Below are 16,406 nucleotides of genomic sequence, written 5' to 3'. Positions count from 1 at the left end.
TCCGGATGAAGGTCACCCTAGTGGACCATCCCCTGGTCCAGCACAAGCTGGCCCACCTTAGGGACAAGCGCACGGGCCCCAAGGACTTCCGGGAACTCGCCGAGGAGCTTTCCCTCCTCATGGCCTACGAGGCCATGCGGGACCTGGAGCTTACGGAAACCACCGTGGAAACCCCCGTGGCCACGGCCCGGGTCAAGGTGCTCTCCGGCAAAAAGCTCGCCCTGGTGGCCATCCTCCGGGCGGGGCTTGTCATGGTGGAGGGCATCCTAAAGCTCGTCCCCCACGCCCGGGTGGGGCACATCGGGCTCTACCGCGACCCCGAGTCCCTAAAGCCCGTGCAGTACTACGCCAAGCTTCCCCCGGACATCGCCGAGCGCCGGGTCTTCCTCTTAGACCCCATGCTGGCCACCGGGGGTAGCGCCAGCCACGCCCTCACCCTCCTCAAGGAGAAGGGGGCCAAGGGCATCAAGCTCATGTGCCTCATCGCCGCCCCCGAGGGGCTTGAGCGCATCGCCCAGGACCACCCCGACACCGAGGTGGTGGTGGCGGCCATTGACGAAAGGCTCAACGAGCACGGCTACATCGTCCCTGGCCTAGGGGACGCCGGGGACCGCATCTACGGGACCAAATGACCGAGCTCCTGAAGCGCATCGGCGTGGCCGACCCCGGGGGCACGGGGTGGCTTTCCGTGGCCTTCGCCTTCCTCCTCGCCCTCTTCTTCACCTGGCGCTTCCTGCCCCACGTGCGCCGCTTCGCCCTCAAGGTGGGCTGGGCGGACCAGCCCAACGAGCGGCGCCTCAACCGGGAGCCTTTGCCCAACGCCGGGGGGCTTGCCGTCTACGCCGGGGTGGTGCTGGCCCTGGTGGCGGCGGCCTTCCTCCGGCCCATCCTGGTGGAAAGCGTCCTGATCCAGGTCCTCGCCATCCTCCTGGGCGGGGCCTGGCTTGTCCTGGTGGGCTTCATTGACGACCAGTTCGGCCTCCCTCCCCTCTTCCGCCTCTTCGTGCAAACCCTGGCCGCCCTCCTCCTCATGGCCGTGGGCGTGCGCTTTGAGGCCGCCTTCGGCACCCCCCTGGACCCGGCCTTGGGGGTTTTCCTCACCTGGCTTTGGGTGGTGGGCATCACCAACGCCCTAAACCTCATGGACGGTCTGGACGGCCTCGCCGGGGGCATCGCCTACATCAGCGCCGTTAGCCTCCTCTTCGTCTCCGCCCAGTATCCCTTCTGGGCCGCGGGCACCCTGGTCCTCGCCGCCCTGGCCGGGGCCGCTTTAGGCTTCCTGCGGCACAACCTCCACCCAAGCCGCATCATCCTGGGGGACGCCGGGGCCTACTTCCTGGGCTACACCCTGGCGGCCACCGCCCTCCTGGGCAACCTGAAGCTCACCACCTTCCTGGGCCTCCTTCCCCCTGCGCTTTTCCTCCTCCTCCCCATCCTGGACACCACCCAGGTGGTGGTGCGAAGGCTCCTGAGGGGGCAGAACCCCCTCTCCACCCCGGGCAAGGACCACCTCCACCACCACCTCCTCGCCCGCGGGCTTTCCCAAAGGCGGGTGGCCTTCGCCCTCTGGGGGGTGGCCCTCCTTTTCAACCTGGCGGCCATGCGCTACCTCAACATGCCCTGGGAAGCCATCGGGGCGAGCCTCCTCGCCACCCTCCTCGGCCTTGCCTGGGTCACCTACCGCCGGCTTCGGGCGCTATGGAGGGAACAATGAAGCGGGTGGTCCTCGCCTTCGGTACCCGGCCCGAGGCCACCAAGATGGCCCCCGTGTACCTGGCCCTCAAGGCCCTCCCCCACCTCACTCCCCTCGTCCTCCTCACGGGCCAGCACCGGGAGCAACTGCGGCAAGCCCTAAGCCTCTTCGGCATCCAAGAGGACCGGAACCTGGACGTGATGCAGGAGCGCCAGGCCCTCCCCGACCTGGCGGCTCGGATCCTCCCCCAGGCGGCCAGGGCCCTAAAGGAAATGCGGGCGGACTACGTCTTGGTGCACGGGGATACCCTCACCACCTTCGCCGTGGCCTGGGCCGCCTTTCTGGAAGGCATCCCCGTGGGCCACGTGGAGGCAGGGCTAAGGAGCGGCAACCTCAAAGAGCCCTTCCCCGAGGAGGCGAACCGCCGCCTCACGGACGTCCTCACCGACCTGGACTTCGCCCCCACGCCCCTGGCCAAGGCCAACCTCCTGAGGGAGGGGAAGCGGGAGGAAGGCATTCTGGTCACGGGCCAAACCGGGGTGGACGCCGTCCTCTTGGCGGCCCGGCTAGGGAGGCTTCCCCAAGGGCTTCCCCCGGGGCCCTACGTCACCGTGACCATGCACCGCCGGGAGAACTGGCCCATCCTTTCCGAGCTGGCCCGGGCCCTGAGGCGGGTGGCGGAGGCCTTCCCCCACCTCACCTTCGTCTACCCCGTGCACCTGAACCCCGTGGTGCGGGAGGCGGTCTTCCCCGTACTCAAGGGCGTGAAGAACTTCGTCCTCCTGGACCCCCTGGAGTATGGGCCCATGGCGGCTTTGATGAAGGAAAGCCTCCTCTTGGTCACGGACTCAGGGGGCCTGCAGGAGGAGGGGGCGGCTTTAGGGGTGCCGGTGGTGGTCTTGAGGAACGTCACGGAAAGGCCTGAAGGCCTCGAGGCGGGCATCCTCAAACTGGCCGGCACGGACCCCGAAAGGGTTTACCGCGCGGTGGCAGGGCTTCTGGAAGACCCCGAGGCCCTTGCAGAGATGCGAAAGGCCAAAAACCCCTACGGGGATGGCCGGGCGGGGGAAAGGGTGGCCCAGGGCGTGGCCTGGCGGCTCGGCCTCGGCCCTAGGCCGGAGGACTGGACCCCGTAGGCCAAGCCCGAAGCTGGTAGAGGCCCACCAGGAGCACGGCGCTTCCCAAAAGAAGGGCCGCCGCCCGCCCCCCCAGAAGCTCAAAGAGGAGGCCCGTGAGGTAGGCCCCCAAGGGCCCCGTGCCCAGCATCACCAGGCTGTACACCGCCATGACCCGGCCCCTTAGGCGGTCGGGCACGGAAAGCTGCACCAGGGTGTTGGCGTTGATGAGGACGGAGATCATGCCAAACCCTCCCAGGGCGAGGAATAGGGGGACCCAGGTGGGGTGGGGAAGGAAAAGCCCCAGGTGGGCCAAGGCCAGGGCGAAGACCCCAAGGAGGAGGCGCATGGGCCTCGGCCGCCCCGTGAAGGCCATGACCAAGGCCGCCCCCAAGGCCCCAAACCCCACGGCGGAGAGGAGAAAGCCATAGCCGGTGGCGGAAAGCCCCAGGACGAGCCGGGCGTAGGCGGGGACCAGGGTCTGGAAGTTCATGCCGAGAAGGCTGGCGAAGAGGACAAGCCCCACCACCCGCCGCACCAGGGGATGCTCCAAGACAAAGCGGATGCCCTCGAGGGCCTCCCTCAAGAACCGCCCATCCCCCTCCTCCCCCCTGGGCCCCGGGGGCACCCGCAGGAGGACGAGGAGGAGGGGCAGGAAGGAGAGGGCGTTGGCCAGGTAGGCCACCCCCACCCCATAGAGGGCGATGAGCACGCCGGATAGCGCAGGCCCCAGGAGGCGGCTTGTGTTGAAGCCGAAGGAGTTTAGGGCGATGGCCCCCGGGTACCGCTCCCGCCCCGCCAGCTCCACGGTGAAGCTCTGGCGCACGGGCAGGTCCATGGCGTTCAAGGCCCCATAGAGGAAGGCGAAGAGGAGCACGTGCCCATAGCGCACCGCCCCCGTGAGGATGAGGAGGGCCATGAGGAGGGCCAAAAGCATCATCCCCCCCTGGGTTAGGAGGAGGAGGTTCCGCTTGGGGTAGCGGTCGGCCAAGACCCCGGCGGGCAGGGAAAAGAGGAGGGAGGGCAAGAACTGCAGGGCCACCACGAGCCCAAGCCGCTCGGCGCTCCCCGTGAGGAGGAGCACAAGCCACCCCTGGGCGGCGGACTGCATCCAGGTGCCCATCTGGGAGGTGAAGAGGGCGAGCCAGTAGGCGCGGTAACGGGGGTCTTGCAGGAGGGCCAGGGCCAGCACCCTTCCATCCTACCCAATCCTGACTGACCGGTCATTACCAAGGGGGAAAAGGACGCCGGCCTATACTGAGGCATGGCCGGGCGCGGGCTTTTCCTCTTCCGCCTCTTCGGCATCCCCGTTCACCTGGACCTTTCCTTTCTCCTCGTCCTCCCCCTCTTGGCCTTCCTCATCGGGAGCAACCTCCCCCTCTACCTGGAGCTCTTCGGCCTACCCCAGGACCCAAGCCTCCTCGAGGGCCTTTGGCCTTTCCTCCTTGGGCTTTCCGCCGCCCTGGGGCTTTTCCTCTCGGTCCTCCTGCACGAGCTCGGCCACGCCCTCACCGCCCGGCGCTTCGGGGTGGAAACCCGGCGCATCACCCTTTGGCTCTTGGGCGGGGTGGCCCAGATGGAAAGGATCCCGAAAGAGCCCGGCAAGGAGCTCGCCATCGCCCTGGCAGGGCCTGCGGTGAGCCTCGCCCTAGCGCTTTTCTTCCACCTCGTCAAAGCCCCCACGGGCCCTTGGGGCTTTCTCACCCACTACCTGGCCCTGGTGAACCTGATGCTCGCCCTCTTCAACCTCCTCCCCGCCCTTCCCCTGGACGGGGGGCGGGTCTACCGCGCCCTCCTCGCCCTAAGGAAGCCCTACGCCAAGGCCACCCGGCAGGCGGCGGCCCTAAGCCAGGCGGTGGCCTTGGCCCTGGGGCTTTTCGGCCTTCTGGCCTTCAACCCCTTTCTCATCCTCATCGCCTTCTTCGTCTACATGGCCTCCCGGGCCGAGGCCGAGGCCACCCTCCTGGCCCAGGCCCTGGAGGGGCTTAGGGTGAGGGACCTCATGACCCCGGACCCCATCGCCCTCTCCCCCGATACCCCCGTGGCCGAGGCCCTCCGCCTAGCCCTCCACCACAAGGTTTCGGGCTTTCCCGTGGTGGAGGGGGAAAGGGTGCTTGGGGTGGTGGGCCTGGAAGGGCTAGAAGGCGCAGACCCCCTGGCCCCCGTGGCCCGCTACCTGCACCCGCCCCTCCTCCTCTCCCCGGAAGAGGAGGCCCTTGCCGCCCTGGAGCGCATGGCGGAGAGGGGGTATGTGCGGGCCCTCGTGGTGGAAAGGGAAAGACTTGTAGGGGTCTTGAGCAAAACCGACCTCCTAAGGGCCTTCCAGGTGCGGCTTCTCGGGCTTGACAGGCCTAGGGGGGTGGGGTAGGTTATGGGCGCAAAAGTATGCGGGAGGTGCCCATGAAGCGAGCGATGGTCCTTATCGGTTTGTTGGTCCTGGGTTTGGGCCTTGCCCAGAAGCCCCGCGTGGCCATCGGCACGGGAAGCACGGGCGGGGTCTTCTTCTACTACGGCACCGCCTTGGCCGACATCCTGAACAAGGCCGGGGTGGTGGAGGCCCAGCCGGTACAGACGGGAGGCTCTTACGATAACCTGCAGCTCCTCCGCGACCGCACGGGCGGGGGCACCTATTACTGCGCCCTCACCACCACGGACTCCGCCTACGTGGCCTACACCGGCGAGGAGCCCCGCTTCAAGGACCGCCCAGCCAAGAGCCAACGGGTCCTCTTCTACATGTACCCCTCCTTCATCCACCTGGTGACCAGCGAGAAGACCGGCATCAAGGTGGTGCAGGACCTGAAGGGCAAGCGCGTTTCCACAGGCCAGCCCGGCTCCAGCACGGAGAACCTGGCCCTCCTGGTCCTCCAGGGAGCAGGGGTGAAGCCGGAAACCTTCGCCAAGCGGGAGCGCCTCCCCGTGGCCGAGGGGGCCAAGGCCCTGGCGGAGGGCACCCTGGACGCCTTCTTCTGGGTAGGGGGCGTGCCCACGAGCTCCATCGTGGAGCTTTCCCAGACCCTGGCCCGCAAGGGGGACCGCGTCTACCTGGTGCCCATTGACCCCAAGAGCACCACGGCCCAGGTGGTCATGAAGCGCTTCCCGGGCCTGGTGGACCCCTACCGGGTGCCCAAGAGCGTCTACAACACCCGCACGGACGTGCCGGGCCTGGCCACGGGCAACATCGTGGTCTGCCCGGATAGCCTCCCCGCCGAGGCGGCCTACGGCATCATGAAGGCGGTGTTTGAGAACCTGGACACCCTGCGCACCGCCGTGGCCGCCGCCAAGGACACGAGCCTCGAGGCCACCGCCAAGCTCTACGGCAAGCTCCCCATCCCCTTCCACCCTGGGGCCGAGCGGTACCTGAAAGAAAAGGGCCTCGTCAAGTAACCCTTCTTGCGCCCGGGTGTCCTGGGACTTCCCAGGCCCCGGGCCTTTTGGAGGCTAAGCCATGGAGCTAGAACATCCCAAAACCCCTCAAACCCCCTTAGCCCGCCTCACGAACTGGATCCTGGTCCTGGGGGCCCTCTATAGCCTCTACCTCGTCCTCCACCCCTTTACCCCCTTGGCCAGAGCGGAAATCCCCATCCTGGACATCGTCCAGCTCCAAAGGAGCACCCACGTCCTCTTCCTCCTCGTAGGCGGCTACCTCGTTTCCTTCTATCTTCCCCGGAAGCGCACCCTGGGCGCCTGGGTCTACTTCCTCTTCACCCTCATCCCCCTCTACCACTTCCTCTTCCCGGGCATCCCAGGCGTGGACCTTCCCCGGGAGGCCAAGGCGGTGGGCGTCCTCTACTGGGCGGTAGCCGCCCTTCCCGCCCTCCTCCCTTCCCTCAAGCGCCCCGCCGACCTCCTCGCCGTCCTCCTCGCCCTCTTCCCCACCCTCTACCAACTGCGCTACTTTGAAGAGCTCGTCTACCGGGCCGTCCTCCCCGCCCCCTGGGACATGGCCATGTCCTTCGGCCTCATCATGCTGGTCCTGGGCCTGGTCTACCGCCTCCTGGGCCCGGTGATGCCGGTTCTCGTCCTCTTCTTCTTCAGCTACAACCTCCACGCCGACCTCTTCCCGGGAGCTTTTAAAGGCACCAAGCAGGGGATTGACCTCCTCCTGGGCAAAACCTTCAACGAGACGGAGGCGGGCATCTACGGCCTCATCACCGGGGTATCCGCCAAGTACCTGGTCTACTTCACCCTGCTTTCCGGCATGATCGGCGCCTTGGGCCTGGGGAGGGTGGTGGCCAACCTGGCCCTGGCCCTGGTGGGCAAGCACCCCGCCACCCCGGGGCGGGTCACGGGGCTGGCCAGCGTCTTCATGGGGATGTTCTCCGGCTCAGGGGCCGCGGACACCCAGTTCGTAGCCGCCCTCACCAAGCCTCTCTACGAGAAGGCGGGGTACCACACCCTCACCGCCGCCGGCCTCGTGGCCACCGCCGGCACCATCGCCCTCATCACCCCCCCGGTCATGGGCTCCATCGCCTTCATCATGGTGGAGATCCTAGAGATCCCCTACATCAAGGTCATCGTCATGGCCCTGGGGCCTGCCCTCCTCTACCTCACCGCCGTTTTGGCCTTCAACGAGTTCTACTCCCGCAGGGCAGGGCTATCCCCGGTGGGGGCCGAGCTCGGCATGGGCCGCCGGGCCTACGCCCTGCGCTACGCCACCCTCTTCCTCCCCATCCTCCTCATCGTCGCCATGCTCTACCTGGGCTACGAGGTGCGCACCGCCGCCAGCCTGGCCCTGGTCCTCTTCGTCCTCATCGCCTACCTGGACCCCACCCTGAGGCCCAAAGGCATCGCCCCCATCTTCCAGGGCCTCGCCGAGGGCTTCCGCACCCTCCTCCCCATCGGCACCGCCGTGACCGCCGCCAACCTCATCTTCGCCATGATGGTGATCTCCGGCCTGCCCTCCAAGTTCAGCCAGCTCCTGCAACAGGTCTCCGGGGAAAGCCTCCTCCTCGCCACCCTCATCACCGCCCTCTTTAGCCTGGTCCTGGGCATGGGGGTGCCCCCCACCGCCACCTACGTCCTCACCTCCGCCCTCACCGCCCCCGCCATCATCGCCCTGGCCAAGGAGAACGGCATCCCCGACTCCGCCGCCCTCCTCGCCACCCACATGTTCCTCTTCTATTACGCCGTCCTGGCGGACGTGACCCCGCCCGTGGCCCTCTCCGCCTATGCCGCCAGCAGCGTCTTCGGCACCAACCCCCTGCAGACGGGGGTCTACGCCGCCCGGGTGGCCCTTTCCAAGTACCTGGTGGGCTTCTTCTTCCTCCTCTCCTACTCGGGCACCGCCCTCCTCATCGTTCCCGTCCTGGAAAACTCCCCGCCCGGCGAGGCTTGGCCCATGATCCTGGAGCGCTTCCTGGCCGTGGCTGCGGGCATCGTCTACCTCTCCGCCTCCGGGGCCGGCTACACCCGAAGGGTCCTCAAGCGCTGGGAGGCCTGGGCCCTAGGCATCCTGGCCGTCCTCCTCTTCGTGCCCCACACGCTCCTCAACCTCCTCGCCTTCCTTCTGGGCCTCCTCTTCTTCTGGAAGCCCAGGGCTTGACGAAGCCATGGCGAAGGGCGTAGCGTAGCCCTGGAAAAGGAGGTAAAGCCATGAGAAGCGTCCTACTGGTCCTGGTAGCCCTCTTGGGTTGGGCCGCAGCCCAGAAACCCCGCGTGGTCATCGCCACGGGCGGGGTGGGCGGGGTTTACTTCTACTACGGCACCACCCTGGCGGAGATCTGGAACAAGGCGGGCGTGGCCGAGGCCCAGGCCATCCAGACCGCCGCCTCCATAGATAACCTCCTCCTCCTGGAAACCCGCACCGGCGGGGGCACCTACTACTGCGGCACCGTCCTCCCCGACTCCGCCTACCTGGCCTACACCGGCCAGCACGAACGCTTCCGGGAGCGGCCTGCCAAGAGCGCCCGCATCCTCTTCGCCATGTACCCCAACTACCTCCACCTCGTCACCCGGGAAGGGGCCGGGATCCGGGTGGTGCAGGACCTCAAGGGCAAGCGGGTTTCCACGGGGGCCCCGGGCTCGGGCACGGAGGTGGAGGCCCTTTTGGTCCTGCAGGCGGCGGGGCTTAGCCCCAAGGACTTCGCCAAGCAGGAGCGCCTGGGGGCCCAGGAAAGCGCCAACGCCCTGGCGGAGGGCAACATTGACGCCTTCTTCTGGTCGGGGGGCTTGCCCACAGGGGCCATCACCGAGCTAGCGGCCGCCCTCGCCCGCAAGGGGCAAAGGATTTACCTGGTGCCCCTAGACCCCAAGAGCACCGTGGTCCAGACCTTCACCCGCCGCTTCCCCGGCCTGGCTGGCCCCGGGGTCATCCCCAAGAGCGTCTACGGCACCCGCGCCGACACCCCCACCCTCACCTTCTGGAACCTCTTCGTCTGCCCGGAAAGCCTCCCCGCCGAGGCGGCCTACGCCCTCACCAAGGCCACCTTTGAAAACCTTCCCGCCCTGCGGCAGGCGGTGGCCGCCGCCAAGGACACCTCCCCGGAAAACGCCGTGCGCTTCGTGGGGGGCACCATCCCCTACCACGAGGGGGCCTTGCGCTACTTCCGCGAGCTTGGGGTCTTGAAGTAGGGGATGCTGGCAAAAAGGCTTCCGGCCCAGCTCCTTGGGGGCTGGGCCTTTTTTCTCCTCCTCGCCTTGGCCTCCTTGCGGGTGGTGGAGGTGGAAGGCCCCGGAGGCAAAGCCCTTCTCCTCCTAAGCCCCTGGCAGGAGGTGCGGGTGGAGTTCGTGAACTCGGTGACGGGCCGGCCCGTCCTCCTGGAGTTTTACCCCCTCTGGGCTTTTCAAGGCTTCCGGGCCTTCACCGACCCCGAGACGGAGGCCTACTACACGGGGGGCGAGTACCCCTGGAACCAGGCCCTCGCCCGGGAGCGGCAAAAAGAGCTCCGCTACTGCTCGGAGGTGGGCCTCGCCTTGAGGCTTGGGGGTAAGTGGTTCCAGGTGGCGGGGGGGTGCCTGCGGGTCCGGCTCCTATGGCCCCCTTAGCGGAGGACCTGGGGCACCACCCTTAGGGTGAGGGTCCTGCCCTGGCGGAAGACCTCGAGGACCACCGCCTCCCCCGGCTTCTTGCCGTAGAGCACCCGGCGGAGCTGGGCGATGGAGGTGAGGGATACCCCGTCCGCCTTCAGGAGGACATCCCCGTCCACCCCCACCTGCAGGGTTTCCCCGGTGGGAAGCTGGATGTAGGCGAAGCGGCTTGGGGCCCTAAGCCCCGCCCGGGCCGCCGGGCTATTCCGCTCCACCTCCTGCACCATGAGCCCGGTGGCGGGCAGGCCGTACTGCTGCCTGAGCCTTTCCGGGTAAAGGGAAAGGGGGATGAGGGAAACCCCCAGGCGGGGACGGTTCCGGATGATCTCCTCGGCGGTGAGGGTCTTCCCGGAGCGAAGCTCGGGGAGGTACTGCTTCACCAGGTTGATGGGCAGGGCGAACCCCACCCCGGCGAACTGGGCCGCCCCGAACTGGCCCGTGGGGGTGAAGATGGCGGTGTTGATGCCGATGACCTCACCCCGGGAGTTGAGAAGCGGCCCCCCGGAGTTCCCCGGGTTGATGGCGGCGTCCGTCTGGATCACCTGGGGCACCAGGCCCGTGTCGTCCCCAATGGCCCCCGGGTTCTCCCGGATGGCGGAGACGATGCCCTGGGTCACGGTGAACTCTAGGCCAAAGGGGTTGCCCATGGCGATGGCCTTCTGCCCCACGCGGATCTTGTCCGAGTCCCCAAGGACCAGGGGCACGAGCCGCTCCTTGGGGGCCTCCACCTTAAGAAGCGCCACGTCCAAGGGCGGGGCCGCCCCCACGAGCCGCGCCGGGTACTCCTTGGGGTCGTTGTGGAACTTCACCGTGATGCGGCTCGCCCCCTCCACCACGTGGTAGTTGGTGAGGATATACCCCTCCTTGTCTATGACGAAGCCCGAGCCCGTCCCCTCCTGGGGCGGCACCTGGAGAAAGGGGGCGAAGAACTCAAACCCCGGGGGGAGCTGGACGTTTTGCGGCCGGGTCACCACGGCCACGTAAACCACCCCGTCCCCGTACTTTTCCACGATTTCCACGGTGTTCCGCTCGTACTCCAAAAGCCCGCCGTCAGAAAGGGCCTTGGGCGCCTGGGCGCTTGGGGCCTGGCTATTGGAAATCCCCCACCAAAGCACGGCGCCCGCCATGAGGGCTAAGGCCACGAAACCTACGAAGGAACGGCCAAGGTTCATGCCTCACCTCCTCTTCCCACCCTATGCCCCCCCGGTTAGGGGGCGATTAGACGAAGACCACGGTCTTGTTGCCGTGGATCAGGATGCGGTCCTCCAGGTGCCAGCGCACCGCCCGGGCCAAGACCGTGCGCTCCAACTCCTGCCCAAGCCGCCGCATCTCCGCCACCGAGTGGCGGTGGGAGACCCGGACCACGTCCTGCTCAATGATGGGGCCGGCGTCCAGCTCCTCCGTGACGTAGTGGGCCGTGGCCCCGATGAGCTTCACCCCCCGCTCGTAGGCCTGGCGGTAGGGGTTGGCCCCGGCGAAGGCGGGCAGGAAGGAGTGGTGGATGTTGAGGATGCGCATGGGGTAGCGGGCCACGAACCGGGGGGAGAGGATCTGCATGTAGCGGGCGAGGATCACGAGCTCCACCTTTTCCTCCTCCAGAAGGGCGAGGATCCTCTCCTCCGCCTCCTCCTTCCGCCCCGCCTCCACCGGCACGTGGTGGTAGGGGATGCCGAAGCGCTCCACCTCCTCCCGGTGGTCGGGGTGGTTGGAGATCACGAGGCGCAGGTCCATGGGAAGCTCCCCCACCCGGTAGCGCCAAAGGAGTTCCAAAAGGGCGTGGGCGGGTTTGGACACCAAAATGGCCGCCCGCTTCCTCTCCGAGGCGTAGGCCAGGCGCCATGCCATGCCGAAGCGCTCCGCCACCACCTCCTGGAAGGCCCGCTCCAGGGCCGGGCGGGAAAGGTCCAGGTGGGGGGTGGTGAAGGCGAGGCGCATGAAGAAGACGCCCCCTTCCGGGTCCGTGGAGTGCTGCTGCAGGTCCGTGACGTTGGCCCCGTGGGCGTAAAGGAACCCGGAAACGGCCGCCACGATGCCGGGCCGGTCCGGACAGGTGATGAGAAGACGGGCCTCCTCCATGCCCGCTACTATATCCCCATGGAGCTTTCCACCACGGACCTCTCCGACCTCCACCCCGAGGCGGTGGCAATGCCCCTGGTCTTCCAGGCCTTTGGGGGGAAAAGGCGCTTTTCCGGCCGGGTGAGGACCTTGAGGGTCCTCGAGGACAACGCCCTCGTCCGCCAGGTACTGGAAGAGGGGGGCGAAGGCCAGGTCCTCTTCGTGGACGGGCAAGGCTCCCTGCGCACCGCCCTCTTAGGAGGCAACCTGGCCCGGCTCGCCTGGGAAAGGGGCTGGCAGGGGGTGGTGGTGCACGGGGCGGTGCGGGACACGGCGGAACTCGCCGCCATCCCCATCGGCGTCCTCGCCCTGGCCGCCACCCCCAAGAAGAGCGCCAAGGAGGGGAAGGGGGAGGTGGACGTGCCCCTTAGCCTTCCTTGGGGAGCGGTGCTTCCGGGAAGCTTTCTTGTGGCCAATGAGGACGGGCTTCTTCTCCTCCCTTCGCCCCCGAACGCCGGCCAAAGCGGCGGATGAGCTCCTCCTCCTTAAGGGCCAAAAGGGTGGGGCGGCCGTGGGGGCAGACCCAGGGGGTCTCGCAGGCGAGGAGGGCGTCCAAAAGGGCCTGCCCCGCCACCTGCCCCAAGGGGTGGCCCGCCTTGATGGCGGGGAGGCAGGCCAGGCGGGCGAGGAGGTTCTTTAGGCTCCTCCCCTCCCCCCTCAAGGCCTCCCGGAAGACCTCGGGGAGGAGAAGGGGGTAGGGGTGGAGAAAGGCGGGCGCCTTTAGGAGGCGCACCCTATGGGGCCCGAAGGGCTCGTAGGCGAAAAGCCTTTCCGTCCCCCCCGGCAAAAGGAGGGCTTCCTCCGGCGTGAGCTCCACCAGGACGGGATAGGGCAGGGGGCTTAGGCCCTCCTCCAGGCGGCGCAGGAAGTCCTCGTAGAGGATGCGCTCGTGGGCGGCGTGCTGGTCCACCACGTAGAGGGTGTCCCCCCCTTCCGCCAAGAGGTAGCTATCCCGGAACTGGCCCAGGTAGCGGAGCCGGGGAAGCCCCGAGGGCGTGGGGGGGGTAAGGGGGGCAAGGGGCTTGGGCTCCGGAAGGAGCCGGGCCAGGTTCCGCCCCGCCAAGGCCTCCCGGATACCCTCCTCCACAAAGGCCTCCACCTCCCCGCTTAGGGCCACCTCCTCCTTCCTGGCGTCCAGGCGCAGGCGGTACAACCCTGGGGAAAGGCTCAGGTTCAGGACACCCACGGGGTAGTGCCCCTCGGGGAGGAGGTCCTTGTAGGCCCGGCGCACCGCCTTGAGAAGCCCCGGGGGAAAGGCCACGGGACGGCCGTTCACCGCAAGGAAAAGGGCGTCTTCCCGGGTACGGGAAACCTGGGGCCCAGAAAGGAGCCCGGAAAAGGCCATCCCCTCCCCCCGCCGTTCCACCCGGAAAAGCCGCTCCGCCATCACCCGGCCGAAGGCCAGGCGGGCCGCCTCCTTTAGCCCCGCCCCCGGGAAGAGGAGCCTAGCCTCCCCCTCGGCGAAAAAGGCGAGGACGAGGTGGGGGTGGTGGAGGAGGTAACGCTTGAGAAGCCCCTGGACCTCCCGCACCTCCCGCGCCGGGTCCCGCCCCTCCCCGGCGAAGAGGCCCACCACCTCCACCCGGGTACCGGGGGGTGCGGGGACAGGGCGCACCTCCACCGCATCCCCCCGGGCCACCAGAAGCCCACCCCCGAGCTGCCCCTTAGGCCGGGAGCGCAGGCGCAAGGTGGCGGCCTGCCTCAGGGCGTAAAGGGCCTGGCCCCGGAAGCCCAGGGTTTGGATGGCCTTCGGGTCTTGGAGCTTGCTGGTGGTAAAGGGCTCCACGGCGAGGGAAAGCTCTTCCAAGGGGATGCCTTCCCCGTCATCCTCCACCACGAGCCTTTCCAGGCCCCCGCCAAAAAGCTCCACCCGCACCCGCTTGGCCCCTGCGTCCAGGGCGTTTTCCAAGAGCTCCCGCACCGCATCCCTCACGGAAAGGAGCACCTCGCCCCGGGCGAGGAGGCCCTTAAGTTCGGGCGGCAAGGGGCGGATCACCCCTTCATGCTACCCAAGGGCGCCCCCAGGGCCAAGGCCTTGAGCTCGTGGAGGAGCTTAAGGGCCTCGAGGGGGGTGAGGCGGTCGGGGTCCAGGGAAAGAAGCCGCTCCAAGACCTCCTCCCAAGCCCCTTCCCGCCGGGCCGCCATGGCCTGGAGGAGGGCCTTGGCCCGCTCCACCACCCCCTCAGGAAGGCCCGCCATCCGGGCCACCTCCACCCCATAGCTTTTGGAGGCGGGCCCGGGAAGGACCTGGTGGTAGAAGACGAGCCCGCCTTCCTCCTCCTTGGCCGCCACGTGGAGGTTCTTCAGGCGGGGCAGGGAGAGGGCGGTGAGCTCAAAGTAGTGGGTGGCGAAGAGGGCGTAGCACCGCCTTTCGTGCAGGGCCTCCGCCACGGCGGTGGCGATGGCGAGGCCGTCCAGGCTGCTGGTGCCCCGGCCCACCTCGTCCAGGAGGACGAGGCTTTTCCCCGTGGCTTCCTTGAGGATGAGGGCCACCTCCTCCATCTCCACCATGAAGGTGCTCTTCCCCCCCGCCAGGTCGTCGGAGGCCCCGATGCGGGTGAGGATGCGGTCAAAAAGGGGAAGCTCCGCCGCTTCCGCCGGCACGAAGCTCCCTATTTGGGCGAGCAAGGCGATGAGGGCCGTCTGGCGGAGGAAGGTGCTCTTGCCCGCCATGTTGGGCCCCGTGACCAGGACGAGCTCGTGGGCCATCTCCAGGTCGTTGGGCACGAACTCCGTGCGCCTTTCCACCACGGGGTGGCGCCCCGCCCGGATGGAAAGCCTTTCCCCAAAGCGGGGCCTCGTGTAGCCGTGGCGCACCGCCACCTCGGCCAGGGCGGCGAAGACGTCCAGTTCCGCCAAGACCCGGGCCGCCTCCCTTAGGGCCTCCACGTCCCTTTTCGCCCGCTCCCGCACCGCCAGGAAGACCTCCTCCTCCCGCCTTCGGATCAGGGCCTCGAGGCGGTAGAGCTCCCTTTCCCTTTCCTTCATCTCCGGCAGGGTGTAGCGCTGCCGGTCCTTGAGGGTCTGCACCGCCCGGTACTCCTTGGGCACCCGCTCGTAGTAGGGGCGGGTGACCTCGAGGTAGTAGCCGAAGACGGCGTTGTAGCCCACCTTGAGGGTGGGTATACCCGTGCGCTCCCTTTCCCTTTGCTCCAGCTCCAGGAAGTAGGCCACCCCCTGGGCGTGCTCCCGCCTCAGGGCGTCCAGCTCGGGGTCATACCCCTCGCGGATAAGCCCCCCCTCGGAAAGCTTCAGGGGAGGCTCGTCCACCAGGGCCGCCTCGAGCTCTTCTAGCAAGGCGCCCAGGTCGGGAAGAAGCACCTCCTCCCCTAGAAGGGCCTTGACCTCGGGGAGGATCTCCAGGCTCCGCCTGAGGGCGGCCAGGTCTTTAGGGCCAGCCCGGCCGAGCTCCAGGCGGGTGGCGAGCCGCTCCAGGTCCGCCAGGCGGAAAAGGAGCCGCCGCACCCCCTCCCTCAGGGCCCCATCCCCCACGAAGCGCTCCACCCGGTCCAACCGGGCCTCCAAGGGGCCCCGTTCCAGAAGGGGATGGCGGAGCCAGCTCTGCAAGAGCCGCCTGCCCGGGGCGGTCCTCGTCTCGTCCAGGACGCCAAAGAGGGTGTCCTGGCCCCTCAGGGGCTCAAAGACCTCCAAAGCCCGCAAGGTAGCCTCGGGCAGGCGCATGAAGGCCCCGGGGTCGTAGGCGCGGAAGGGCCGCACGCTCAGGGCCCCGCCCTGGGTGGCGCGGGCGTAGGCGAGAAGCGCCCCCTGGGCCCGCCTGAGGGCCAAGGGGCCTTCCCCTTCGGGCTCAAAAGGGGCCTCAGAAAGCATCACGGGGAAGCGTTTTTGGAACTCGGCCACGAAGGCCTCGTTCTCCCGGAGCTCGGGGCTCAAGAGGACCTCCGCAGGGCGGTGGCGGAAAAGCTCGTCGTAAAGGGCGCTTTTGCTCTTAAGCAAAGTGCCCTTGAACTCCCCCGTGGACACGTCCAAAAAGGCAAGCCCCCACCCGTCCCCCGTGGCGATGGCCGCCAGGTAGTTGGCCTCCCGGGGCAAGAGGGTTTCCTGGACCAGGGTGCCGGGGGTGAGGAGCTGGGTCACCTCCCGCCGCACCAGCCCCTCCGCCTCCTCCGCCGGCTCCACCTGGTCGGCCACCGCCAGGCGGAAGCCCATCTTTAGGAGGCGTTCGGCGTAGGCGTCAAAAGCCCGGATGGGGATGCCCGCCATGGGAGTGGTGAAGTCCTTGCTGGTCTTGTGGGTGAGGACAAGGCCCAGGGCGCGGGCGAGCCTCTCCGCATCCTCGCCGAAGCACTCGTAGAAGTCCCCCACCTGGAAGAGGAGGAGGTAGTCCGGGTAGCGGTCCCGAAGCTCCACGTACTGCTGGAGGAGGGGCGGCAAGGGACCAGGGCCTTCGCCCTTGAGCATGTGCACTATGTTAACCCTGCCGATACCCCCCAGGGAAT

At 67.9% G+C, this 16,406-nt stretch carries 14 protein-coding genes; 9 read left to right on the top strand and 5 right to left on the bottom strand.

Going from position 1 to position 16,406, the window contains the following annotated elements:
• Positions 1–5: 5 nt before the first annotated feature.
• The 3 genes from upp to wecB are packed head-to-tail and all read left to right on the top strand — an operon-like array spanning position 6 to position 2,829.
• Complete coding sequence (gene upp / locus LXN00_RS02435) at positions 6–632, top strand: uracil phosphoribosyltransferase (protein WP_234504270.1); 627 nt, start codon at positions 6–8, stop codon at positions 630–632.
• On the top strand, positions 629–1,714 hold the full coding sequence (locus LXN00_RS02430; RefSeq protein ID WP_234504266.1) for an MraY family glycosyltransferase: 1,086 nt from the start codon (positions 629–631) through the stop codon (positions 1,712–1,714). Before upp ends, LXN00_RS02430 begins: the two co-directional genes overlap by 4 nt.
• Positions 1,711–2,829, top strand: coding sequence for a non-hydrolyzing UDP-N-acetylglucosamine 2-epimerase (wecB, locus tag LXN00_RS02425; protein WP_234504264.1), 1,119 nt, complete (start codon positions 1,711–1,713; stop codon positions 2,827–2,829). The genes LXN00_RS02430 and wecB overlap by 4 nt, the downstream gene beginning before the upstream one ends.
• Here wecB and LXN00_RS02420 read toward each other — a convergent pair.
• Complete coding sequence (locus LXN00_RS02420; RefSeq protein WP_234504261.1) at positions 2,804–4,000, bottom strand: MFS transporter; 1,197 nt, start codon at positions 3,998–4,000, stop codon at positions 2,804–2,806. The genes wecB and LXN00_RS02420 overlap by 26 nt on opposite strands.
• A 72-nt stretch (positions 4,001–4,072) precedes the next feature.
• Between LXN00_RS02420 and LXN00_RS02415 the strand changes: the two genes are divergently transcribed.
• From LXN00_RS02415 to LXN00_RS02395, 5 genes are all read left to right on the top strand, one after another.
• Positions 4,073–5,176, top strand: coding sequence for a site-2 protease family protein (locus LXN00_RS02415; protein WP_234504256.1), 1,104 nt, complete (start codon positions 4,073–4,075; stop codon positions 5,174–5,176).
• Between the two features lie 32 nt (positions 5,177–5,208).
• Positions 5,209–6,192 carry a TAXI family TRAP transporter solute-binding subunit gene (locus tag LXN00_RS02410; RefSeq protein WP_234504253.1) on the top strand — a complete coding sequence of 328 codons (984 nt, stop codon included), beginning with the start codon at positions 5,209–5,211 and terminating at the stop codon, positions 6,190–6,192.
• Positions 6,193–6,253: 61 nt separating this feature from the next.
• The gene (locus tag LXN00_RS02405; protein WP_234504249.1) at positions 6,254–8,350 is read left to right on the top strand and encodes a TRAP transporter permease; all 2,097 of its coding nucleotides are present in this window, start codon (positions 6,254–6,256) and stop codon (positions 8,348–8,350) included.
• A 50-nt stretch (positions 8,351–8,400) separates the two neighbouring features.
• Positions 8,401–9,378, top strand: a complete 978-nt coding sequence (locus tag LXN00_RS02400) for a TAXI family TRAP transporter solute-binding subunit (protein WP_234504246.1) — start codon at positions 8,401–8,403, stop codon at positions 9,376–9,378.
• A 3-nt stretch (positions 9,379–9,381) separates the two neighbouring features.
• Positions 9,382–9,792, top strand: a complete 411-nt coding sequence (locus tag LXN00_RS02395; RefSeq protein WP_234504243.1) for a hypothetical protein — start codon at positions 9,382–9,384, stop codon at positions 9,790–9,792.
• Here LXN00_RS02395 and LXN00_RS02390 read toward each other — a convergent pair.
• The gene (locus LXN00_RS02390) at positions 9,789–11,006 is read right to left on the bottom strand and encodes a S1C family serine protease (RefSeq protein ID WP_234504240.1); all 1,218 of its coding nucleotides are present in this window, start codon (positions 11,004–11,006) and stop codon (positions 9,789–9,791) included. The two genes, LXN00_RS02395 and LXN00_RS02390, sit on opposite strands and share 4 nt — an antisense overlap.
• A 46-nt stretch (positions 11,007–11,052) precedes the next feature.
• Positions 11,053–11,910: a formyltetrahydrofolate deformylase gene (gene purU, locus LXN00_RS02385; RefSeq protein ID WP_234504237.1), complete on the bottom strand. Its 858-nt coding sequence runs from the start codon at positions 11,908–11,910 to the stop codon at positions 11,053–11,055.
• Between the two features lie 18 nt (positions 11,911–11,928).
• Here purU and rraA point away from each other — a divergent pair, with 18 nt between their 5' ends.
• Positions 11,929–12,423: a ribonuclease E activity regulator RraA gene (gene rraA, locus LXN00_RS02380; protein WP_234504234.1), complete on the top strand. Its 495-nt coding sequence runs from the start codon at positions 11,929–11,931 to the stop codon at positions 12,421–12,423.
• On the opposite strand, the gene mutL is transcribed toward rraA, so the two are convergent.
• Both mutL and mutS read right to left on the bottom strand, forming a co-directional pair.
• Positions 12,317–13,945: a DNA mismatch repair endonuclease MutL gene (gene mutL / locus LXN00_RS02375; RefSeq protein WP_234504231.1), complete on the bottom strand. Its 1,629-nt coding sequence runs from the start codon at positions 13,943–13,945 to the stop codon at positions 12,317–12,319. The genes rraA and mutL overlap by 107 nt on opposite strands.
• The gene (gene mutS / locus LXN00_RS02370) at positions 13,942–16,368 is read right to left on the bottom strand and encodes a DNA mismatch repair protein MutS (protein WP_234504228.1); all 2,427 of its coding nucleotides are present in this window, start codon (positions 16,366–16,368) and stop codon (positions 13,942–13,944) included. Before mutS ends, mutL begins: the two co-directional genes overlap by 4 nt.
• Positions 16,369–16,406: the final 38 nt, after the last annotated feature.

It is taken from the genome of Thermus brockianus, assembly GCF_021462505.1.
GTDB lineage: Bacteria > Deinococcota > Deinococci > Deinococcales > Thermaceae > Thermus > Thermus hydrothermalis.
This window is presented reverse-complemented; position numbering and strand designations above follow the sequence as displayed.

Coding starts and splice junctions, on each gene's coding strand:
- purU (WP_234504237.1), bottom strand. CDS start 11,910: ATGGAGGAGGCCCGTCTTCTCATCACCTGTCCGGACCGGCCCGGCATC.
- LXN00_RS02410 (WP_234504253.1), top strand. CDS start 5,209: ATGAAGCGAGCGATGGTCCTTATCGGTTTGTTGGTCCTGGGTTTGGGC.
- LXN00_RS02395 (WP_234504243.1), top strand. CDS start 9,382: ATGCTGGCAAAAAGGCTTCCGGCCCAGCTCCTTGGGGGCTGGGCCTTT.
- LXN00_RS02405 (WP_234504249.1), top strand. CDS start 6,254: ATGGAGCTAGAACATCCCAAAACCCCTCAAACCCCCTTAGCCCGCCTC.
- LXN00_RS02400 (WP_234504246.1), top strand. CDS start 8,401: ATGAGAAGCGTCCTACTGGTCCTGGTAGCCCTCTTGGGTTGGGCCGCA.
- LXN00_RS02415 (WP_234504256.1), top strand. CDS start 4,073: ATGGCCGGGCGCGGGCTTTTCCTCTTCCGCCTCTTCGGCATCCCCGTT.
- LXN00_RS02390 (WP_234504240.1), bottom strand. CDS start 11,006: ATGAACCTTGGCCGTTCCTTCGTAGGTTTCGTGGCCTTAGCCCTCATG.
- LXN00_RS02430 (WP_234504266.1), top strand. CDS start 629: ATGACCGAGCTCCTGAAGCGCATCGGCGTGGCCGACCCCGGGGGCACG.
- wecB (WP_234504264.1), top strand. CDS start 1,711: ATGAAGCGGGTGGTCCTCGCCTTCGGTACCCGGCCCGAGGCCACCAAG.
- upp (WP_234504270.1), top strand. CDS start 6: ATGAAGGTCACCCTAGTGGACCATCCCCTGGTCCAGCACAAGCTGGCC.
- mutS (WP_234504228.1), bottom strand. CDS start 16,368: ATGCTCAAGGGCGAAGGCCCTGGTCCCTTGCCGCCCCTCCTCCAGCAG.
- rraA (WP_234504234.1), top strand. CDS start 11,929: ATGGAGCTTTCCACCACGGACCTCTCCGACCTCCACCCCGAGGCGGTG.